The 14,639-nt window shown below is 70.2% G+C and carries 15 protein-coding genes; 3 read left to right on the top strand and 12 right to left on the bottom strand.

Annotated features, from left to right (window positions below):
- Window positions 1-75: 75 nt before the first annotated feature.
- From GUY60_RS21865 to hemL, 8 genes are all read right to left on the bottom strand, one after another.
- Entirely contained in the window at window positions 76-585 is a 510-nt protein-coding gene (locus tag GUY60_RS21865) for an SRPBCC domain-containing protein (protein WP_161700429.1), read from the bottom strand.
- 42 nt (window positions 586-627) lie between these two features.
- Window positions 628-1,713 (bottom strand): c-type cytochrome biogenesis protein CcsB, encoded by a 1,086-nt coding sequence (gene ccsB, locus GUY60_RS21860; RefSeq protein WP_161700427.1) that lies wholly within the window; start codon window positions 1,711-1,713, stop codon window positions 628-630.
- Complete coding sequence (resB, locus tag GUY60_RS21855) at window positions 1,710-3,497, bottom strand: cytochrome c biogenesis protein ResB (protein ID WP_312866380.1); 1,788 nt, start codon at window positions 3,495-3,497, stop codon at window positions 1,710-1,712. The genes ccsB and resB overlap by 4 nt, the downstream gene beginning before the upstream one ends.
- Window positions 3,498-3,499: 2 nt before the next feature.
- Window positions 3,500-4,273, bottom strand: coding sequence for a cytochrome c biogenesis CcdA family protein (locus tag GUY60_RS21850; protein ID WP_161700423.1), 774 nt, complete (start codon window positions 4,271-4,273; stop codon window positions 3,500-3,502).
- A complete protein-coding gene (locus tag GUY60_RS21845; protein WP_161700421.1) occupies window positions 4,273-4,875 on the bottom strand; it encodes a TlpA family protein disulfide reductase in 603 nt (200 codons plus the stop codon). The genes GUY60_RS21850 and GUY60_RS21845 overlap by 1 nt, the downstream gene beginning before the upstream one ends.
- Window positions 4,876-4,941: 66 nt before the next feature.
- A complete protein-coding gene (locus tag GUY60_RS21840) occupies window positions 4,942-6,162 on the bottom strand; it encodes a polysaccharide deacetylase family protein (RefSeq protein ID WP_161700419.1) in 1,221 nt (406 codons plus the stop codon).
- A 240-nt stretch (window positions 6,163-6,402) separates the two neighbouring features.
- Window positions 6,403-7,050, bottom strand: coding sequence for a histidine phosphatase family protein (locus GUY60_RS21835; RefSeq protein WP_161700433.1), 648 nt, complete (start codon window positions 7,048-7,050; stop codon window positions 6,403-6,405).
- Between the two features lie 32 nt (window positions 7,051-7,082).
- Window positions 7,083-8,390, bottom strand: coding sequence for a glutamate-1-semialdehyde 2,1-aminomutase (gene hemL / locus GUY60_RS21830; protein WP_161700417.1), 1,308 nt, complete (start codon window positions 8,388-8,390; stop codon window positions 7,083-7,085).
- Window positions 8,391-8,689: 299 nt separating this feature from the next.
- Between hemL and GUY60_RS21825 the strand changes: the two genes are divergently transcribed.
- Window positions 8,690-9,307 carry a hypothetical protein gene (locus GUY60_RS21825; RefSeq protein ID WP_161700416.1) on the top strand — a complete coding sequence of 206 codons (618 nt, stop codon included), beginning with the start codon at window positions 8,690-8,692 and terminating at the stop codon, window positions 9,305-9,307.
- Window positions 9,308-9,513: 206 nt separating this feature from the next.
- Window positions 9,514-10,602 (top strand): MerR family transcriptional regulator, encoded by a 1,089-nt coding sequence (locus GUY60_RS21820; protein ID WP_161700414.1) that lies wholly within the window; start codon window positions 9,514-9,516, stop codon window positions 10,600-10,602.
- A gap of 64 nt (window positions 10,603-10,666) precedes the next feature.
- On the opposite strand, the gene GUY60_RS21815 is transcribed toward GUY60_RS21820, so the two are convergent.
- From GUY60_RS21815 to GUY60_RS21805, 3 genes are all read right to left on the bottom strand, one after another.
- Window positions 10,667-11,032 carry a MerR family transcriptional regulator gene (locus GUY60_RS21815; protein ID WP_161700412.1) on the bottom strand — a complete coding sequence of 122 codons (366 nt, stop codon included), beginning with the start codon at window positions 11,030-11,032 and terminating at the stop codon, window positions 10,667-10,669.
- A gap of 68 nt (window positions 11,033-11,100) precedes the next feature.
- Window positions 11,101-11,934: an SDR family NAD(P)-dependent oxidoreductase gene (locus tag GUY60_RS21810; protein ID WP_161700410.1), complete on the bottom strand. Its 834-nt coding sequence runs from the start codon at window positions 11,932-11,934 to the stop codon at window positions 11,101-11,103.
- A gap of 108 nt (window positions 11,935-12,042) precedes the next feature.
- A complete protein-coding gene (locus GUY60_RS21805) occupies window positions 12,043-12,561 on the bottom strand; it encodes a hypothetical protein (protein WP_161700408.1) in 519 nt (172 codons plus the stop codon).
- A gap of 216 nt (window positions 12,562-12,777) precedes the next feature.
- On the opposite strand from GUY60_RS21805, the gene GUY60_RS21800 reads away from it, so the two are divergent.
- Complete coding sequence (locus GUY60_RS21800; RefSeq protein WP_161700431.1) at window positions 12,778-13,881, top strand: magnesium and cobalt transport protein CorA; 1,104 nt, start codon at window positions 12,778-12,780, stop codon at window positions 13,879-13,881.
- Window positions 13,882-13,941: 60 nt separating this feature from the next.
- On the opposite strand, the gene GUY60_RS21795 is transcribed toward GUY60_RS21800, so the two are convergent.
- The gene (locus GUY60_RS21795; RefSeq protein WP_161700407.1) at window positions 13,942-14,511 is read right to left on the bottom strand and encodes a TIGR03086 family metal-binding protein; all 570 of its coding nucleotides are present in this window, start codon (window positions 14,509-14,511) and stop codon (window positions 13,942-13,944) included.
- Window positions 14,512-14,639 lie beyond the last annotated feature (128 nt).

Here is a 14,639-nt window from a genome sequence, read left to right as displayed (position 1 = left end):
TTCCCGAAGTCCGCCCCGGACCCCGTGGCTGTCCGCAGGACTTTCGGGAAGGGGCGGGGAGGGGAAGAAGAAGCCCTACCCCCGCGACGCGTACACGTCCCGGAAGCGCTGCCAGCGGGACGGGGTCCAGGTCGACCAGTCCTTCGGGTGCCCGCCGAGAGCCTCCGCGAGGAACTCGAAGTGGTCGTGCCAGCCGGCCAGGCAGTCGAGGCGCAGCGCGTCATCGCCGCGGAACTCGTTGGTGAAGCGCAGCGTCGTCCCGTCCCGGCCGTCCGGTTCCAGGTGGAACCGCATCCGGCCGTGCAGCGAGTCGAGGGTGTACTCGGCGATCCGCTCCAGGTCCCACGCGGTGACCCGGCCCGCGTGCACCGCGGCGTCGCCCTCCTGGTTGAGCCAGCGCAACGTGACGGCGCCGCCGAGCCTCGGTACGAGGACATCGGCGGCGGCCAGCCACTGCCGCAGTCCCGGCGCGGTGGCCACGGCGAACCAGACACGCTCCACGGGGTGCGGCAGATGCAGCTCGAAGTGGAGGTGCTGGGTTCCGTCGTCGGTACGGCTGGTGCCCTGTCCGATCGTCGCGGTCATAGAACCAGCCTGGCGCGGTCCCGGGCCATCCGCACCCGCGGCTCAGACTCCGGCGTAGGAGTGCTTGCCGGTGATGAAGATGTTGACGCCGTAGTAGTTCCACAGCCAGGTCGCGAAGGCGAAGAGTGCCAGGTAGGCGGCCTTGCGGCCCTTCCAGCCGGCGGTCGCGCGGGCGTGCAGGTAGCAGGCGTACGCGATCCACGTGACGAAGGACCAGACCTCCTTGGGGTCCCAGCCCCAGTACCGGCCCCAGGCGTCGCCCGCCCAGATCGCGCCCGCGATGATCGTGAACGTCCACAGCGGGAAGACCGCGGCGTTGATGCGGTACGAGAACTTGTCCAGGGACGCCGCCGAGGGCAGCCGCGAGAGGACGGAGTGCGCGAAGGTGCCGGGCTGGCCGCCGGACTCCAGCTTGCTCTCGTACGAGTCGCGGAAGAGGTAGAGCAGGGTGCCGACGCCGCCGATGTAGAAGACCGCGCCGCAGAAGATGGCGGTGGAGACGTGGATCCACAGCCAGTACGAGTCGAGGGCCGGGACCAGCTGGTCGCTGTCGGTGTAGAGCCACTTGGTGGCGATGCCCAGGTCGAGCAGGACCGTGGTGACCAGGACGAGGCCCATCCAGCGGACGTTCTTCTTCAGCGCGAGGAGCAGCAGGTACGCGCCGACGGCCACCGTGGAGAAGGTGATCGAGAACTCGTACATGTTGCCCCAGGGGGCGCGCATCACCGAGAGCGCGCGGGCCACCACACCGCCCGCCTCGACGACGAAGGCGAGCACGGTGAGCGACACGGCGATCCGGCCGTACATGTCGCCCTTCTCGGTGCCGCCGTGGGCGCCGGGCCCGTCCGGCACGTCACGGGTGCCGGCAGCCGAGCGCGTGACGACCTTGGGGCGCTCCAGTACGGCGGTGCCCCCGGCCTTCTTGACGGTCACCTCGGGGCGGGCGGCGGCGGCCGCGGTGCCCTCGGTGGTGAGCGCGGCCGAGGTGCGGGCGACCTTGCTGCGGCTGCCGAAGGTCCACTCGGCGATGTGGGCCAGGAAGGCCAGGGTGTAGACGGCCATCGACGAATAGATCAGGACGTTGCTGATGTTCGCCAGGTTCTCGTTGGTGGCGGCGGCGAGATTCACTTCTCAGCCCCTTCGGCAGGAACAGCTTCGGGCTCCGCCGGACCGTGGGGTTCGGCGGGCTCCGCGGATTCTTGGGTGGGTTCGGGCACGCCAGGGGCCTGCTCGTACAACAGGTCGGCGAGGTCGCCCAGTTCCTCGGGGAGCTTGGGGGACTCGCTGCGGCCGAGGCCGGCCATCTCGACGACGGTGGTGCCGTCGGCGGCGCGGACCGCGCGGACCCAGATGCGGCGGCGCTGGATGAACAGCGAGCCGACCAGGCCGACGAGGGCGGCGCCCGCGCCGAACAGCGCCCAGCCGTTGCCGGGCTGCTGGGAGATCTGGAAGGACGCCCACTCCTTGAGGTCCTTCTCGAAGGTGATCGAGCCGGCGCCGTCCGGGAGTTCCATGGACTCACCCGGCCGGATGCGCTGCTTGAGCAGCTCGCCGTCCTTGTCCTTGAACTCCTTCATGGCGCTGGTGTCCAGCTGGTACACGTTCTGCGGCAGGCCCGAGTCGACGCCGAGGCTGCCGTGGTACGCGGAGAGCGCGAGCACGGGGTAGTCCGGCGCCGGGAACTGGGAGAACATCTGGCCCTTGCCCGCGCCCGCGAAGGTCGGCACGAAGAAGGCGTTGAAGCCGAGCTGTTCCTTCTTGCCGTTCTTGTCGCGGTAGCCGTCGGAGACCTTGATCGCTCCGGTGGACGTGACGTTGGAGTCGATCGGCAGCATCGGGACGGCACCGTGGTAGACCGTCTTGCCGCGGCCGTCCTTGACGGTGACGACGGGGGCGTAGCCGTGGCCGATGAGGTGGACCTTCGCGCCGTCGATGTCCAGCGGCGAGTTGACCTCGACGGCCTTCTTCTTCTCCGGCCCGTCGGCACCCTCGGAGTAGGTGATGTGCGCCCGGTAGATCCGCGGGGTGCCCTTCTCGGGTCCGCTCTTCTCGTACGTGTCCTCGAAGCTGTCGAGAGAGAAGCTGAAGGGCTCCAGGCTGTCGTTGTCGAAGAGGCTGCCGGACTTGAAGTCGTCGTACTGCGTCAGGGTGTTGGAGAAGCCGTCACCCTCGGGGATCAGCTTGCCGCCCTCGGACTTGAAGAGGGTGCCGACGGCGAACGCGACCAGCATCACGATCAGCGAGACGTGGAACAGCAGGTTGCCCGCCTCGCGCAGATAGCCCTTCTCCGCGGTGACGGCGTCCCCGGCGAGGTCGGCGCGGAAGCGGCGCTGCTTCAGCAGGGCGAGCGCCTGCTCGCGCACCTGCTCGGGCTCGGCGTCGGTGCGCCACGTGGTGTACGCGGGCAGCCGGGTCAGCCGCTTGGGGGCGCGCGGCGGGCGGCCGCGGAGCTGGCCGATGAACTGCCAGGTGCGCGGGACGATGCAGCCGATCAGGGAGATGAACAGCAGGATGTAGATCGCCGAGAACCACACCGAGCTGTAGACGTCGAACAGCTGGAGCTTCTCGTAGATCGGCGTGAGCGACTCGTGCGCCTTCTTGAAGTCGGCGACCTTGAGCTCGTCGACGCTGTTCTGCGGGATCAGCGATCCGGGGATCGCGCCGAGCGACAGCATGAAAAGCAGGATCAGGGCGACCCGCATCGAGGTGAGCTGGCGCCAGAACCAGCGGGCCCACCCGATCACGCCGAGCGTCGGCAGGTTCGGCGCGTCCTCCTGGGGTGCGGTGGAGAGCTGCGAACCGGCGCTGCCGAGTTCCCGCTCATCGGCCGCTTCGGCGGATTCGGCCGCTTCGGTGGATTCGGCCGCCGGGACGGGCTCGGCGCCGTCGGCTGCGGTGTCGGTCTTGCTCACGTTCAGATCCCCACGGTGAAGCCGGAAGTCCAGGTCTGCATCTGGGCCACGAGGTGGTCCCATACGCCGGTGACGAGCAGCAGGCCGGTGACGACGAGCATGGCGCCGCCGATCCGCATCACCCAGGCGTAGTGCCGCTTGACCCAGTCGAAGGCGCCGAGCGCCCGCCGGAAGGCGATCGCGGCCAGGATGAACGGCAGCCCGAGGCCGAGGCAGTAGGCCACGGTCAGTATGGCGCCACGGCCCGCGCTGGCCTCGCTGATGGCGAGGCTGCTGACGGCGGCGAGGGTCGGTCCGATGCACGGTGTCCAGCCGATGCCGAAGAGGACACCGAGCATGGGCGCGCCGACCAGGCCCGTCACCGGCCGCTTGTGGAAGCGGAATTCGCGCTGCGTCAGGAACGGCATCGCGCCCATGAAGAAAAGCCCGAGCACGATGGTCAGCGCGCCGAGCACCTTGGAGATGACCTCCCGGTGCTCCTGCAGCGTCGCCCCGAAGCCGCCGAACAGCGCGCCGCCGGAGACGAACACCGCGGTGAAGCCGAGCACGAACAGCCCGGCCCCGGCGGCCATCCGGCCCCGCTTGGCCTCGGCGAGGTCGGTGCCGCTGACGCCGGTGACGTAACTGAGGTAGCCGGGGACGAGCGGGAGTACGCAGGGCGAGAAGAAGGAGACGAGACCGGCGAGGAGCGCGATCGGCAGGGCCAGGACGAGGGCGCCGGTGAGGACGGTCTCGTTGGGGCCGTCGAAGGCCGCGGCCAGGGCGTGCACGCGCATCACTTCTCCGCGAGCAGCGGGTCGATCATCTTGTGCAGCTGCTTGTCGTTGACGGTCTGCAGGGCGCGGGCCGCCAGCTTGCCGTCCTTGTCGATCACGACGGTCGACGGGATCTGCTGCGGGGCGAGGCTGCCCTGCGGGAAGCGCAGGATGAGCTTGCCCGACGGGTCGTAGAAGCTCGGGTACTCGACGCCGAACTCCTCCTCGAACTTGATCGCCGGGCCCCTGTCGGGGTTGCGGGTGTTGATGCCGACAAACTCGACGCCCTTCGGCTTCAGCTCCTCGGCGACCTTCACGAGGTACGGCGTCTCGACCCGGCAGGGGCCGCACCAGGAACCCCAGATGTTGAGGACGACGATCTTCCCCTTGTAGGCGTCGAGGTTGAGGGGCTTGCCGTCGAGGGTCTCGCCGTCCAGCTTCGGGGCGGCCACGCGGTCGGCCTTGTCGACATTCGCGATGCCGTTCTTGCCGGTCACGAAGTTGGTGTTCCCGGAACCGCCTTGGGTGCCGCCGTCGCCGCACGCGCTCAGGGTGAGCGCGGCGACCGCGGCCCCGGCTGCGAGCAGGGAGGCACGTCGGAGGGCGGGACGGCTAAGGCTCATGTGAAAAGTTTCGCATGACCGTTTCGAGGATCTTGGGCGCCCCCCGGCGTGCGCGGAACGGCCAGATCAGGAGGCTGCCGCGAGCCCTTTCCAGCCGCCCGCGGGGGCCTGTCCGACCTCCAGCGTCCGCAGCTGATCGAGCACCTTCGGGTCCTGTACGTCGAGCCAGTCGACGAACTGCCGGAAGGACACCAGGCGTACGTCCTTCTTGCCCGCGACCGCCTTCAGGGTCTCCTCGACAGCGTCCATGTAGATGCCGCCGTTCCACTGCTCGAAGTGGTTGCCGACGAAGAACGGCGCCCGGTTTGTCTCGTACGCCCGGTTGAACCCGGCGAGGTAGGAATCGGTGGCCTGCCTGCGCCAGGCCGAGTAGTTGTGGGCCGGCGCCTTCGTGGAGTTCTTCGACTGGTTGGCGAGGATGTTGTAGTCCATCGACAGGACCTCGAAGGCGTGGCCGGGGAACGGCATCGCCTGCAGCGGAAGGTCCCATACGCCCTGCTTCTTCTCCGGCCAGCGCTGCAGCCCGCCGGGCGAGGACGCGTCGTACCGCCAGCCCAGCTCGCGGGCGACGGGCAGCAGGTTCTCCTGGCCGAGCAGGCAGGGGGTGCGGCCGCCGACCAGCTCCTTGTCGTAGTCGAAGGGCAGCGAGGGGAGGTCGGTCCAACCCGTGTTCGTACGCCACTGCTTGACGAAGGACGTGGCCTGGTCGATCTCGTCGCGCCACTGCCGGGGCGTCCAGTTGGCGACGGAACCGGTGCCCGCGCAGAAGTGGCCGTTGAAGTGCGTGCCTATCTCATGCCCTTCGAGCCAGGCCCGGCGCACGTACGTGAGGGTCTCCTTGATGTGGTCGTCGGTGAGGTAGCCGATGTCGGAGGCGCCCACGGAGTTGTTCGGCGGGCGGTAGAGGCGCTTCTTCGCCTCGGGCAGCAGATAGAGGCCCGAGAGGAAGAACGTCATGCGCGCGTCGTGCTCCTCGGCGAGCTTCAGGAAGCGCGGGAACAGGCCATTGCCCACCTCGCCCGCGCCGTCCCAGGAGAACACCACGAACTGCGGCGGCGTCTCCCCCGGCGCCAACGGCACCGGCTTCTCCGGCTGGCGCGGCTGCTTGCCCGTATAGGACGTGGAACCGTCGCCTATCGCGCGCCCCTCTACAGGGGTGCCCTTCTCCCTGGCCCGGCCCGCGGGCCGGGCGTCGTCCATTCCGGCCCCGCACCCGGCGAGCCCCGCCGCCGCCGCCCCGAGGCCAACCCCGAGGCCCAGCAGTCCCCTTCGGCTGAAGTCGCGCATTTCCGTCCCCGATTCTCCGTACTGGTCCCCCACCGAAGGTGGGCACACCGGTAGATGACGGGAGGAAGGGGATGGTTGCCGCAAGTGGCGCAAATCTTCTGGTATTCGCTCAGCGAAAAGGCCGGACACTCGACAAGTGCCCGGCCTTCACTGCCAGTTGACGCCTCGAGATGCGTCGATATACCTCGAAGTGCCTCTAGATCCACGGATACGAGGCGTACGCGGCGGTACGTCCGAGTCTTACGCTCCGAACGCCTTGTCCTTGCCCTTGACCGGCTTCGCGCCCGCGAGCAGATGCGCGGGGACGAGGTCACGGGCCGGCTCGGAGTACCCCACCGAGACGATCTTGTCGCCGCGGTACGTGAACGAGGTCAGCGAGGCGAGGGTGCACTGCCGCCTGCGCGGGTCGTGCCAAAGGCGGCGCTTCTCGACGAAGCTGCGCACGATCCAGATCGGCAGCTGGTGGCTCACGCACACCGCCTCATGCCCACGCGCCGCGTCCTTCGCCGCGTCCAGGGCACCCATCATCCGTACGACCTGCTCCAGATACGGCTCGCCCCAGGACGGCTTGAAGGGGTTGACCAGGTGCTTCCAGTTCGCCGGCCGCTTCAGGGCGCCGTCGCCCACGCCGAAGGTCTTGCCCTGGAAGACGTTGCCCGCCTCGATCAGGCGCTCGTCGGTGCTCAGGTCGAGGCCGTGCGCCTTCGCGATCGGCGTGGCCGTCTCCTGCGCGCGCTCAAGGGGCGAGGACACGACATGCGTCACGTCCCGGCCGGCCAGGTGCTCGGCGACCCGGTCGGCCATCTGCCGGCCGAGCTCGGAGAGGTGGTAGTCGGGCAGCCGGCCGTAGAGGATCCCGTCCGGGTTGTGCACCTCACCGTGGCGCATCACGTGCACGACCGTGAGGTCGTCGCGCCCGCTCACGCGGTGGCCTCGGCGGCGGCACGCGCGGCGGCCGGCAGGGCGTCCGCGATGCGCTGCACCGCACGCTCGTCGTGCGCCGTCGAGACGAACCAGGACTCGAACGCGGACGGCGGCAGGTACACACCGTCGGCGAGCATCGAGTGGAAGAACGCGGTGAAGCGGAACGACTCCTGCTGCTTCGCGTCGTCGTAGTCGCGCACCTCGCCGTCGGTGAAGAACACCGAGAACATGTTGGACGCGTTCTGCAGCCGGTGCGCCACGCCCTCCTTGGTGAGCGCCGCGGTGACCAGGGACTGGATCTCCTTCGACACCGCGTTCACCTTGTCGTACGCCACGTCGTCCAGGAGGCGCAGCTGCGCGAGGCCCGCCGCGGTCGCGACCGGGTTCCCGGAGAGCGTGCCCGCCTGGTAGACGGGGCCCGCCGGGGCGAGGTGCGCCATCACGTCGGCACGGCCGCCGAACGCCGCCGCGGGGAAGCCGCCGCCCATGACCTTGCCGAAGGTCAGCAGGTCGGGCACGACACCGTCGACCCCGAACCAGCCCGCCTTCGACGTACGGAAGCCGGTCATGACCTCGTCCGAGATGTACAGCGCGCCGTTCTCCTGACACAGCTGCTTCAGACCGGCGTTGAAGCCGTCACGCGGCGGGACCACGCCCATGTTGCCGGGCGAGGCCTCGGTGATGACGCAGGCGATCTCGCCGGGGTGCGCGGCGAATGCGGCGCGCACGGCCTCCAGGTCGTTGTACGGCAGCACGATGGTGTCGCCCGCCTGCGCGCCGGTGACGCCCGGGGTGTCGGGCAGCCCGAAGGTCGCGAGGCCGGAGCCGGCCGCGGCGAGCAGCGCGTCCACGTGCCCGTGGTAACAACCGGCGAACTTCACGACCTTGGCGCGGCCGGTGAAGCCGCGGGCGAGACGGATCGCGGACATGGTCGCCTCGGTACCGCTCGACACCAGGCGCACCTGCTCCACCGGCTCGATCCGGGCCACGATCTCCTCGGCGAGCGCGACCTCGCCCTCGCCGGGCGTACCGAACGAGGTGCCGCGGGCGACCGCGTCCTGCACGGCGGAGATCACCTCGGGGTGCGCGTGCCCGAGGATCATCGGTCCCCAGGAGCACACCAGGTCGACGTACTCACGGCCGTCGGCGTCGGTGAGATACGGACCGGTGCCGGACACCATGAAGCGCGGCGTGCCTCCGACGGCGCGGAAAGCGCGCACCGGGGAGTTCACGCCGCCGGGCGTCACGACGGCCGCTCGGTCGAACAGCGTCTGCGAAACGGGGGCTTCGTATGAATACGGCACTTTGGTCCTGATCTGCGATGCGTCTGCGCTACGTCTGCGAGGTGGAAGGAGGCGGGTGGCGGCGTCGAACCGGTCCGGAACGACCGGGCGTCAGCCCCCTCGCGTCTGCGAGACTGGGTGGTCAGAGGAAAAGCTCACACAAGCCATGGTGTCAGAGCCTTCGGACATCCTGTGGACAGGTGTTTCAGCACGGCTGTCCACACCCACGTTTCGGCGTACGGTCACGGGGGAGGTCAACTGACACGATGATCGGGTTGCGCGGCGGGGCTGTGTTACCTAAAAAGCAGTCGGGTGGAGATATGCATCGCGGTGGCGGACTGGGCGAGGGGACCGACGACCTCGGCCCCCGGCGTGCCCGCCGGGGGAGGCACCGTAGGGAACCCGAGGCCGCGGAGGCGGCGGACGCGACGACAGGCGCGGACCACCTGCGCCAGGCCGCGACGGGTGACCCTTCGAGCACGGGGAGCAGGAGTGGCCGGGTGGGGGTGACCTACAAATACTTCGGCGCTCCGGACGGTGCGACCGCGGCCCGCGTACCCATCTCGATGCGGCCCGAGGAGCTCGGCGGCGACGAGCTCGGCATGGGCGGCATGTTCACCAAGATCAAGCCGGAGACGATGGCCGCGATGGTCCTCACCGGCATCGAGGGCATACCCCTGCACAAGGTGCCCCCGCTCGAACTCGTCGTCCTCCACCCGGACTACGCCGTGGTGAAGCTCCCCATGACGGTCGTCGACCCGCTGCGCGGCATCGGCGAGGAGTCGGTCGGCGCGGCCGCGTTCATCTGGTCCACGGTCCCCGACCGTGGCGGCCCGCGCGACGCGTTCGACGTGTACCAACTGCTGCACGAATGGCAGGACTTCAGCCACCGGCTGCATGAGGCGGGGCATCAGCCTTACTGCCTGGTGTGGCCCTGAGCCGTTGCCCGGTCCGGCCCGACCCGTCTTAAACCTGACCCGTCTTGACCTGACCCGCCTCAACCGGCCGGTGCCCGTCCCGCTGTTGACCCTCACCTGTGCTGTTGAGGACCCTCACCTCTGACTTCTGCTGTTGACCTTCACCTTGGGGGAAGCCACAGCATCGGCAGAGCCGGGCGAGGCGCCCGGTCGAGGGAGGTACGGGGATGGGGCTGCTCACCATCGGAGCGTTCGCCGAGGCGTCCCGGCTGTCGCCGAAAGCGCTGCGGCTCTACGACGAGTTGGGGCTGCTGACGCCCGCGCACGTGGACCCGGTGAACGGCTATCGGCGGTACGCGCCGGACCAGTTGGAGCAGGCCCGGCTCGTGGCGTGGCTGCGCCGCATCGGGATGCCGCTGGCCCGGATCCGCGCGGTGTGTGCCCTGGAGCCGAACTCAGCCGCCCAGGAGGTGCGTTCCTACTGGGCCGAGGTCGAGGCCGACACCGCCGCCAGAAGAGACCTGACCGCCTTCCTCGTCGACCAGCTGTCACGGAAGGACCCCGCCATGACTTCGTCCGGCACACCTCTGGACATCCGCTACGCCGCGCTCTCCGACCCAGGCCCGGTCCGCGAACGCAACCAGGACACGGCCTTCGCCGGTGCGCGCCTGCTCGCGGTCGCCGACGGGTACGGGCGCTCCGGCGGCCCGGCGAGCGCGGCCGCCATCGACGTGTTCAAGCGCCTGGAGACCGACACGATCCCGGCCGCCGACCTCCTCAACTCCCTTGAGGAAGCGGTCGAGCGGGCCGGCCGGGCGGTACGGGACGTCGCCGCGTCCGACCCGGAACCGGACTCCGTCGGCACCACGCTCACCGCGATGCTCTGGACCGGCAGCCGCCTCGCGCTCGTCCACATCGGCGACTCCCGCGCGTATCTGCTGCGCGCGGGCGAGCTGCTCCAGATCACCCACGACCACACCCAGGTACAGGCGATGGTCGACGACGGCCGGCTGACGGCGGCCGAGGCGACCTCCCATCCGCAACCGGCCATGCTGCTGCGCGCCCTGACCGGCGCGGACGGCCCGGCGACCACGGGCCCCGATCTGCGCCTGCACGACGCCGCCGAGGGCGACCGCTACCTCCTGTGCTCCGACGGCCTGACCGCGGTCGTACCGCCCGGCGAGATCCGCCAGGTCCTCACCACGGCCACCGCCCCCGAAGCGGCCGTACGCGAACTGGTCGCCCTGGCCTGCCGGTCGGGCGGTCCGGACAACGTGAGCTGTGTGGTGGCGGATGTGGGGGTGGCAGGGCGGTAGTCGGGGGTTGGCGGTTGGCTGTTGGCTGTTGGTATGGAGTGCGGGGGCCTGGGCCGTTCGCGCGTCAGCGGTTCAGGGTCGCCGCCAGCCGGTCCCGTAGCGCCGTCTGGGCGGCTATGCGCCGGTCCAGGACTGCGAGCCGCTCCCGTGCCACGGCGAGGGCCTTCGGGGACGGCGGGCCCGCGGCCACGTCCCCGTCCAGGCACGGCACGAATACCTGCACGTCGTCCAGGGTCAGGCCCGCGCCCAGGAGGTACCGGATGTTGCGGACGCGGGCCACGGCGCCCTCGTCGTACTCCCGATAGCCGTTCGGGGCGCGCCCCGAGGAGATCAATCCGGACTGCTCGTAGTGCCGCAAGGCGCGCGTCGTCGCACCCGTCCGCTCCGCCAACTCCCCGATCCACACAGGGACATCACCTCCTGCGGCCATCAGATCACGCTCTCCATCCGCCTGCTCCGGCCTGTGGATAACTGCGAGTCCGCGGGAGAACTCCCTGGTCACGCCACGACCGCGCCCCCGTCCACAGGCAGCACCACACCCGTCACGAACGATGCCTCCGGTGCCGCGAGCCGGGTGATCGCCCAGGCCACCTCCTCCGGGCGACCGATCCGGCCGAGCGGTGTGTGCGCCAACTGCCAGGAACGGACGGCCGCCATCCGCTCCGGTGTGAGCCCCTGGTGCTCGCCGATCGGGGTGTCCACCGCGCCGGGCGCCACCGCGACCACCCGGATCCCGCGCGGCGCCAGCTCGACGGCCCAGCTCCGGGTCAGCAGTTCAAGGGCGGTCTTGCTCGCCGCGTACACCGAACTGCCCGGCCAGGCCCGCTGCCCGACCGACGTACTGACGTTGGCGATCACCCCTTGCGCCGCTTCCAGGAGCGGCAGCGCGGCCTGGGTGAGCAGGATCGGCGCGACCAGATTGGTGGCGAGCTGCTCCGCGACGCCACCGGGGGTGAGCGAGCCGAGGGCTCCGCCGCGGACGATGCCGGCGTTGTTGACGAGCACGTCGAGGCGGCCGTACGCGCGCTCCGCGGCCTCCACGATCCGCTCGGGGCCGTCGTCCGCGGTGAGGTCGACGGCAAGCGGAGTGATCAGGTCCGGGTACCCGGCCGCGGTCTCCCGCAGCGGCTCCGGGCGCCGGCCCACCGCGAGCACGCGGGCGCCCTCGGCCGCGAAGGCACGGGCGGTGGCCCGGCCGATCCCGGTTCCCGCACCGGTCACACAGACGACCCTCGGCCGGTCGGCAGCGCTGATCTTCGTGTGCGTACTGGTGGCGTTCAGGGTGTTCACGCTGGTGGCGTTCAGGGCGTTCACGTCGCTCGTGTCGTTCATGGCGTGAGCGTCCGACGTTGACGCCAGTGGCAAGGTCAAGCGCGCAGTGGCTACGCGTGTGGCCGCGCTTATGGCTACGCGTGTGGCCGCGCTTGTGGCCGTGCCGGGTCAGGCCCGTCGGTGGAGGCCGTTCCACGCCCAGCCGCGCATCGAGCGGAGCAGTACGGGGCGCAGGGCCGGGACGCGTGCCGGGCGTAGTGCCTGTTCCAGGCGGCGGCATCCCTCACACCAGACGTCCGAGCGCCTGGCGGCACGCGCGGCCGCGCCCGCGTCGTCGAAGAAGAGGGGGTCGCCACGGTGGGTGAGGCACTCCACCTCGTAGCGGTCGGAGCGGCTCATGTGCGGCACCGGGTCCGCCGCGGCCAAGTCCCGGGTCCTGACCTGCGCTCCGGTGTCCCTGCGGGTGAACACCCGCCCGTCGGCGTCGAGTTCGCGCACCTCGCGCTCGGCGTCCCGTACGGCGTCGCGACGCGCGAGCACACCTTCGGGGTCGGGGGCGAGGGCCTGCGCCGCTCTGAAGCGCGCCCTGTCGAGGGCGGTCTCCACGCGCCGGGCGCGCACCTTGGCGGCGGCGCGGAGGCGACGGCGGCGGACGTGCTTGGTGTCGACCGGTATCCCGCTGGTCATGAGGCGGTACTCCTTCGGCTCCCCGAGCCACCTGTCCCCCACGGGAGTCGACTCTAAGGCGGATCGGGGACACCTGCCCGTTCACCGCGAGACGGAGCGGTCCGCGTGAGGCTCGTGCGCAGGACCTGTCCACAGGGGTTATCCACAGGCTGATCCCGTGGCGGGGATCCGATGGCACACTGGCACGTCGAGCCCGGAGGGAGACCGGACGTGCCCATGATTCGTAAGCTGCGCCGCATGGTCGGCCGCGCCAAGCATCGCGCTGTGGACCTCAGCCACCCGGCGCGTTCCCCGCTGGGCAGCGCCGTGGTGAATTGCGTCGTGTACCAGGACGGCAAGCGCCGCTCCGAGGGGCGCGCGGACATCTCGGCGGCCCAGGCGCTGCAGCGCGTCCGCAAGGAGGGCGAGGGCTTCGTCTGGATCGGCCTGCACGAGCCGACGCCCGGCGAGCTGGCGGATCTCGCCGAGCCGTTCGGCCTGCACCCCCTGGCCGTCGAGGACGCCGTGCACGCGCACCAGCGCCCCAAGGTGGAGGCGTACGACGACATACTGTTCGCCGTCTTCAAGTCCGTCTGTTACGTGGAGCACGACGAGCTGACGGCCACCAGTGAGGTCGTCGACACCGGCGAGATCATGGTCTTCACGGGCCGGGACTTCGTCATCACCGTCCGGCACGGCAGACACGGCTCGCTCGGCCCGGTCCGCGAGGCCCTGGAGGCCGACCCGGAGCAGTTGGCCAAGGGTCCCTCCGTCGTGCTGCACGCGATCGCCGACCACGTGGTGGACGAGTACCTGGCGGTCGCCGACGCCGTGCAGGACGACATCGACGAGGTGGAGTCGCAGGTCTTCGCGGCCGATCCGGACCGGTCCGGCGGTCGGCCCGACGCCGGCCGGATCTACCAGCTCAAGCGGGAGCTCCTGGAGCTGCGGCGCGCGGTCTCGCCGCTCAGCCGCCCGTTGGAGATCCTGTCGACGCGCGCGAACCCTCTGATCCAGCCGGAGATCCAGCCGTACTTCCGGGACGTCGCGGACCATCTGGCCAGCACCAGCGAGCACATAGCGTCGTTCGACGCGCTGCTCGACTCGATCCTGCAGGCACATCTGGCGCAGGTGACGGTCGCGCAGAACGAGGACATGCGCAAGATCACGGCCTGGGCCGCGATCATCGCCGTGCCGACCATGGTCTGCGGTGTCTACGGCATGAACTTCGAGCACATGCCCGAGCTCCGCTGGACGTACAGCTACCCGGTCATGCTCGTCGTGACCGCCACCGCGTGCGTGCTGCTCCATCGGGTGCTGCGGCGCAAGGGCTGGCTGTAGCCCCCGTTTCGGGCACTTCGGGTACTTCGGATACAGGCGGGCTCAGCAGGCCGGGGCAGCTCAGGGCTTCCAGTGCGGGTCGCGGCCCAGGGAGCCAAGGAGCCGGTCCTGCTCGGACGCGTTCGCCGGTACGGGCACGGGCTCGCCGATCACTCCGGCCTGCCGCGCTCCGGGACCGAGGTCCTCGTACGCGCTGACGACCTCGGTGAGAACCACCGGGTCGATCACGTAGTCGCGGCCCGTGGCGCGGGCCAGGTCCCAGCCGTGCACGGCGAGGTCGCCGAGGACCATGTGGCCCACGGTGCGGGCCGGGAAGTTCATGGCCCCGGTGGTGCCCTCCTCCGCGCCCGGCTCGGCCCAGGCGGCGACGAGCCGCCGGGTCTCCTCGTCGAACCGGTCCCGCCAGCCACCGGCGCCGACCACGTCCGGGGTCTCCCCGAAGTGGGAGTTGTCCTTCGCCGCGAGGCGCTGGAACTGGACGACCACCTGAGTGAGGTGGTTCACCAGGTCCCGTACGTCGTACTCGACACAGGGAGTGCGCTGCCCGAGCTGTTCGTCCTCGATGCCTCGGATCACGGCGACGGTCTGCGCGGCGGCCGCGTCCAGGAGTTCGCTGATGCTCTTCGTCATGGGGCGACCGTAGGACTGCGCCGGCCGTCAGCGCTTGAACAATCGCGACAAGGGTGCGGGATTTCCAGGGGGCGGGATTTCGGTGACAAGGGTGTGGCTTTTCGGCGGCGAGCGGGGCAGGCGGGATC

The sequence above is a fragment of the Streptomyces boluensis genome, from assembly GCF_009908195.1.
Classification (GTDB): Bacteria; Actinomycetota; Actinomycetes; order Streptomycetales; family Streptomycetaceae; genus Streptomyces; species Streptomyces boluensis.
Note: the sequence above shows the minus strand (reverse complement) of the source record. Positions and strands in the feature narration are given on the sequence as shown.

Coding starts and splice junctions, on each gene's coding strand:
- GUY60_RS21865 (WP_161700429.1), bottom strand. CDS start 585: ATGACCGCGACGATCGGACAGGGCACCAGCCGTACCGACGACGGAACC.
- GUY60_RS21850 (WP_161700423.1), bottom strand. CDS start 4,273: ATGCGCGTGCACGCCCTGGCCGCGGCCTTCGACGGCCCCAACGAGACC.
- GUY60_RS21845 (WP_161700421.1), bottom strand. CDS start 4,875: ATGAGCCTTAGCCGTCCCGCCCTCCGACGTGCCTCCCTGCTCGCAGCC.
- GUY60_RS21840 (WP_161700419.1), bottom strand. CDS start 6,162: ATGCGCGACTTCAGCCGAAGGGGACTGCTGGGCCTCGGGGTTGGCCTC.
- GUY60_RS21835 (WP_161700433.1), bottom strand. CDS start 7,050: ATGCGCCACGGTGAGGTGCACAACCCGGACGGGATCCTCTACGGCCGG.
- GUY60_RS21825 (WP_161700416.1), top strand. CDS start 8,690: ATGCATCGCGGTGGCGGACTGGGCGAGGGGACCGACGACCTCGGCCCC.
- GUY60_RS21820 (WP_161700414.1), top strand. CDS start 9,514: ATGGGGCTGCTCACCATCGGAGCGTTCGCCGAGGCGTCCCGGCTGTCG.
- GUY60_RS21815 (WP_161700412.1), bottom strand. CDS start 11,032: ATGGCCGCAGGAGGTGATGTCCCTGTGTGGATCGGGGAGTTGGCGGAG.
- GUY60_RS21810 (WP_161700410.1), bottom strand. CDS start 11,934: ATGAACGACACGAGCGACGTGAACGCCCTGAACGCCACCAGCGTGAAC.
- GUY60_RS21805 (WP_161700408.1), bottom strand. CDS start 12,561: ATGACCAGCGGGATACCGGTCGACACCAAGCACGTCCGCCGCCGTCGC.
- GUY60_RS21800 (WP_161700431.1), top strand. CDS start 12,778: ATGATTCGTAAGCTGCGCCGCATGGTCGGCCGCGCCAAGCATCGCGCT.
- GUY60_RS21795 (WP_161700407.1), bottom strand. CDS start 14,511: ATGACGAAGAGCATCAGCGAACTCCTGGACGCGGCCGCCGCGCAGACC.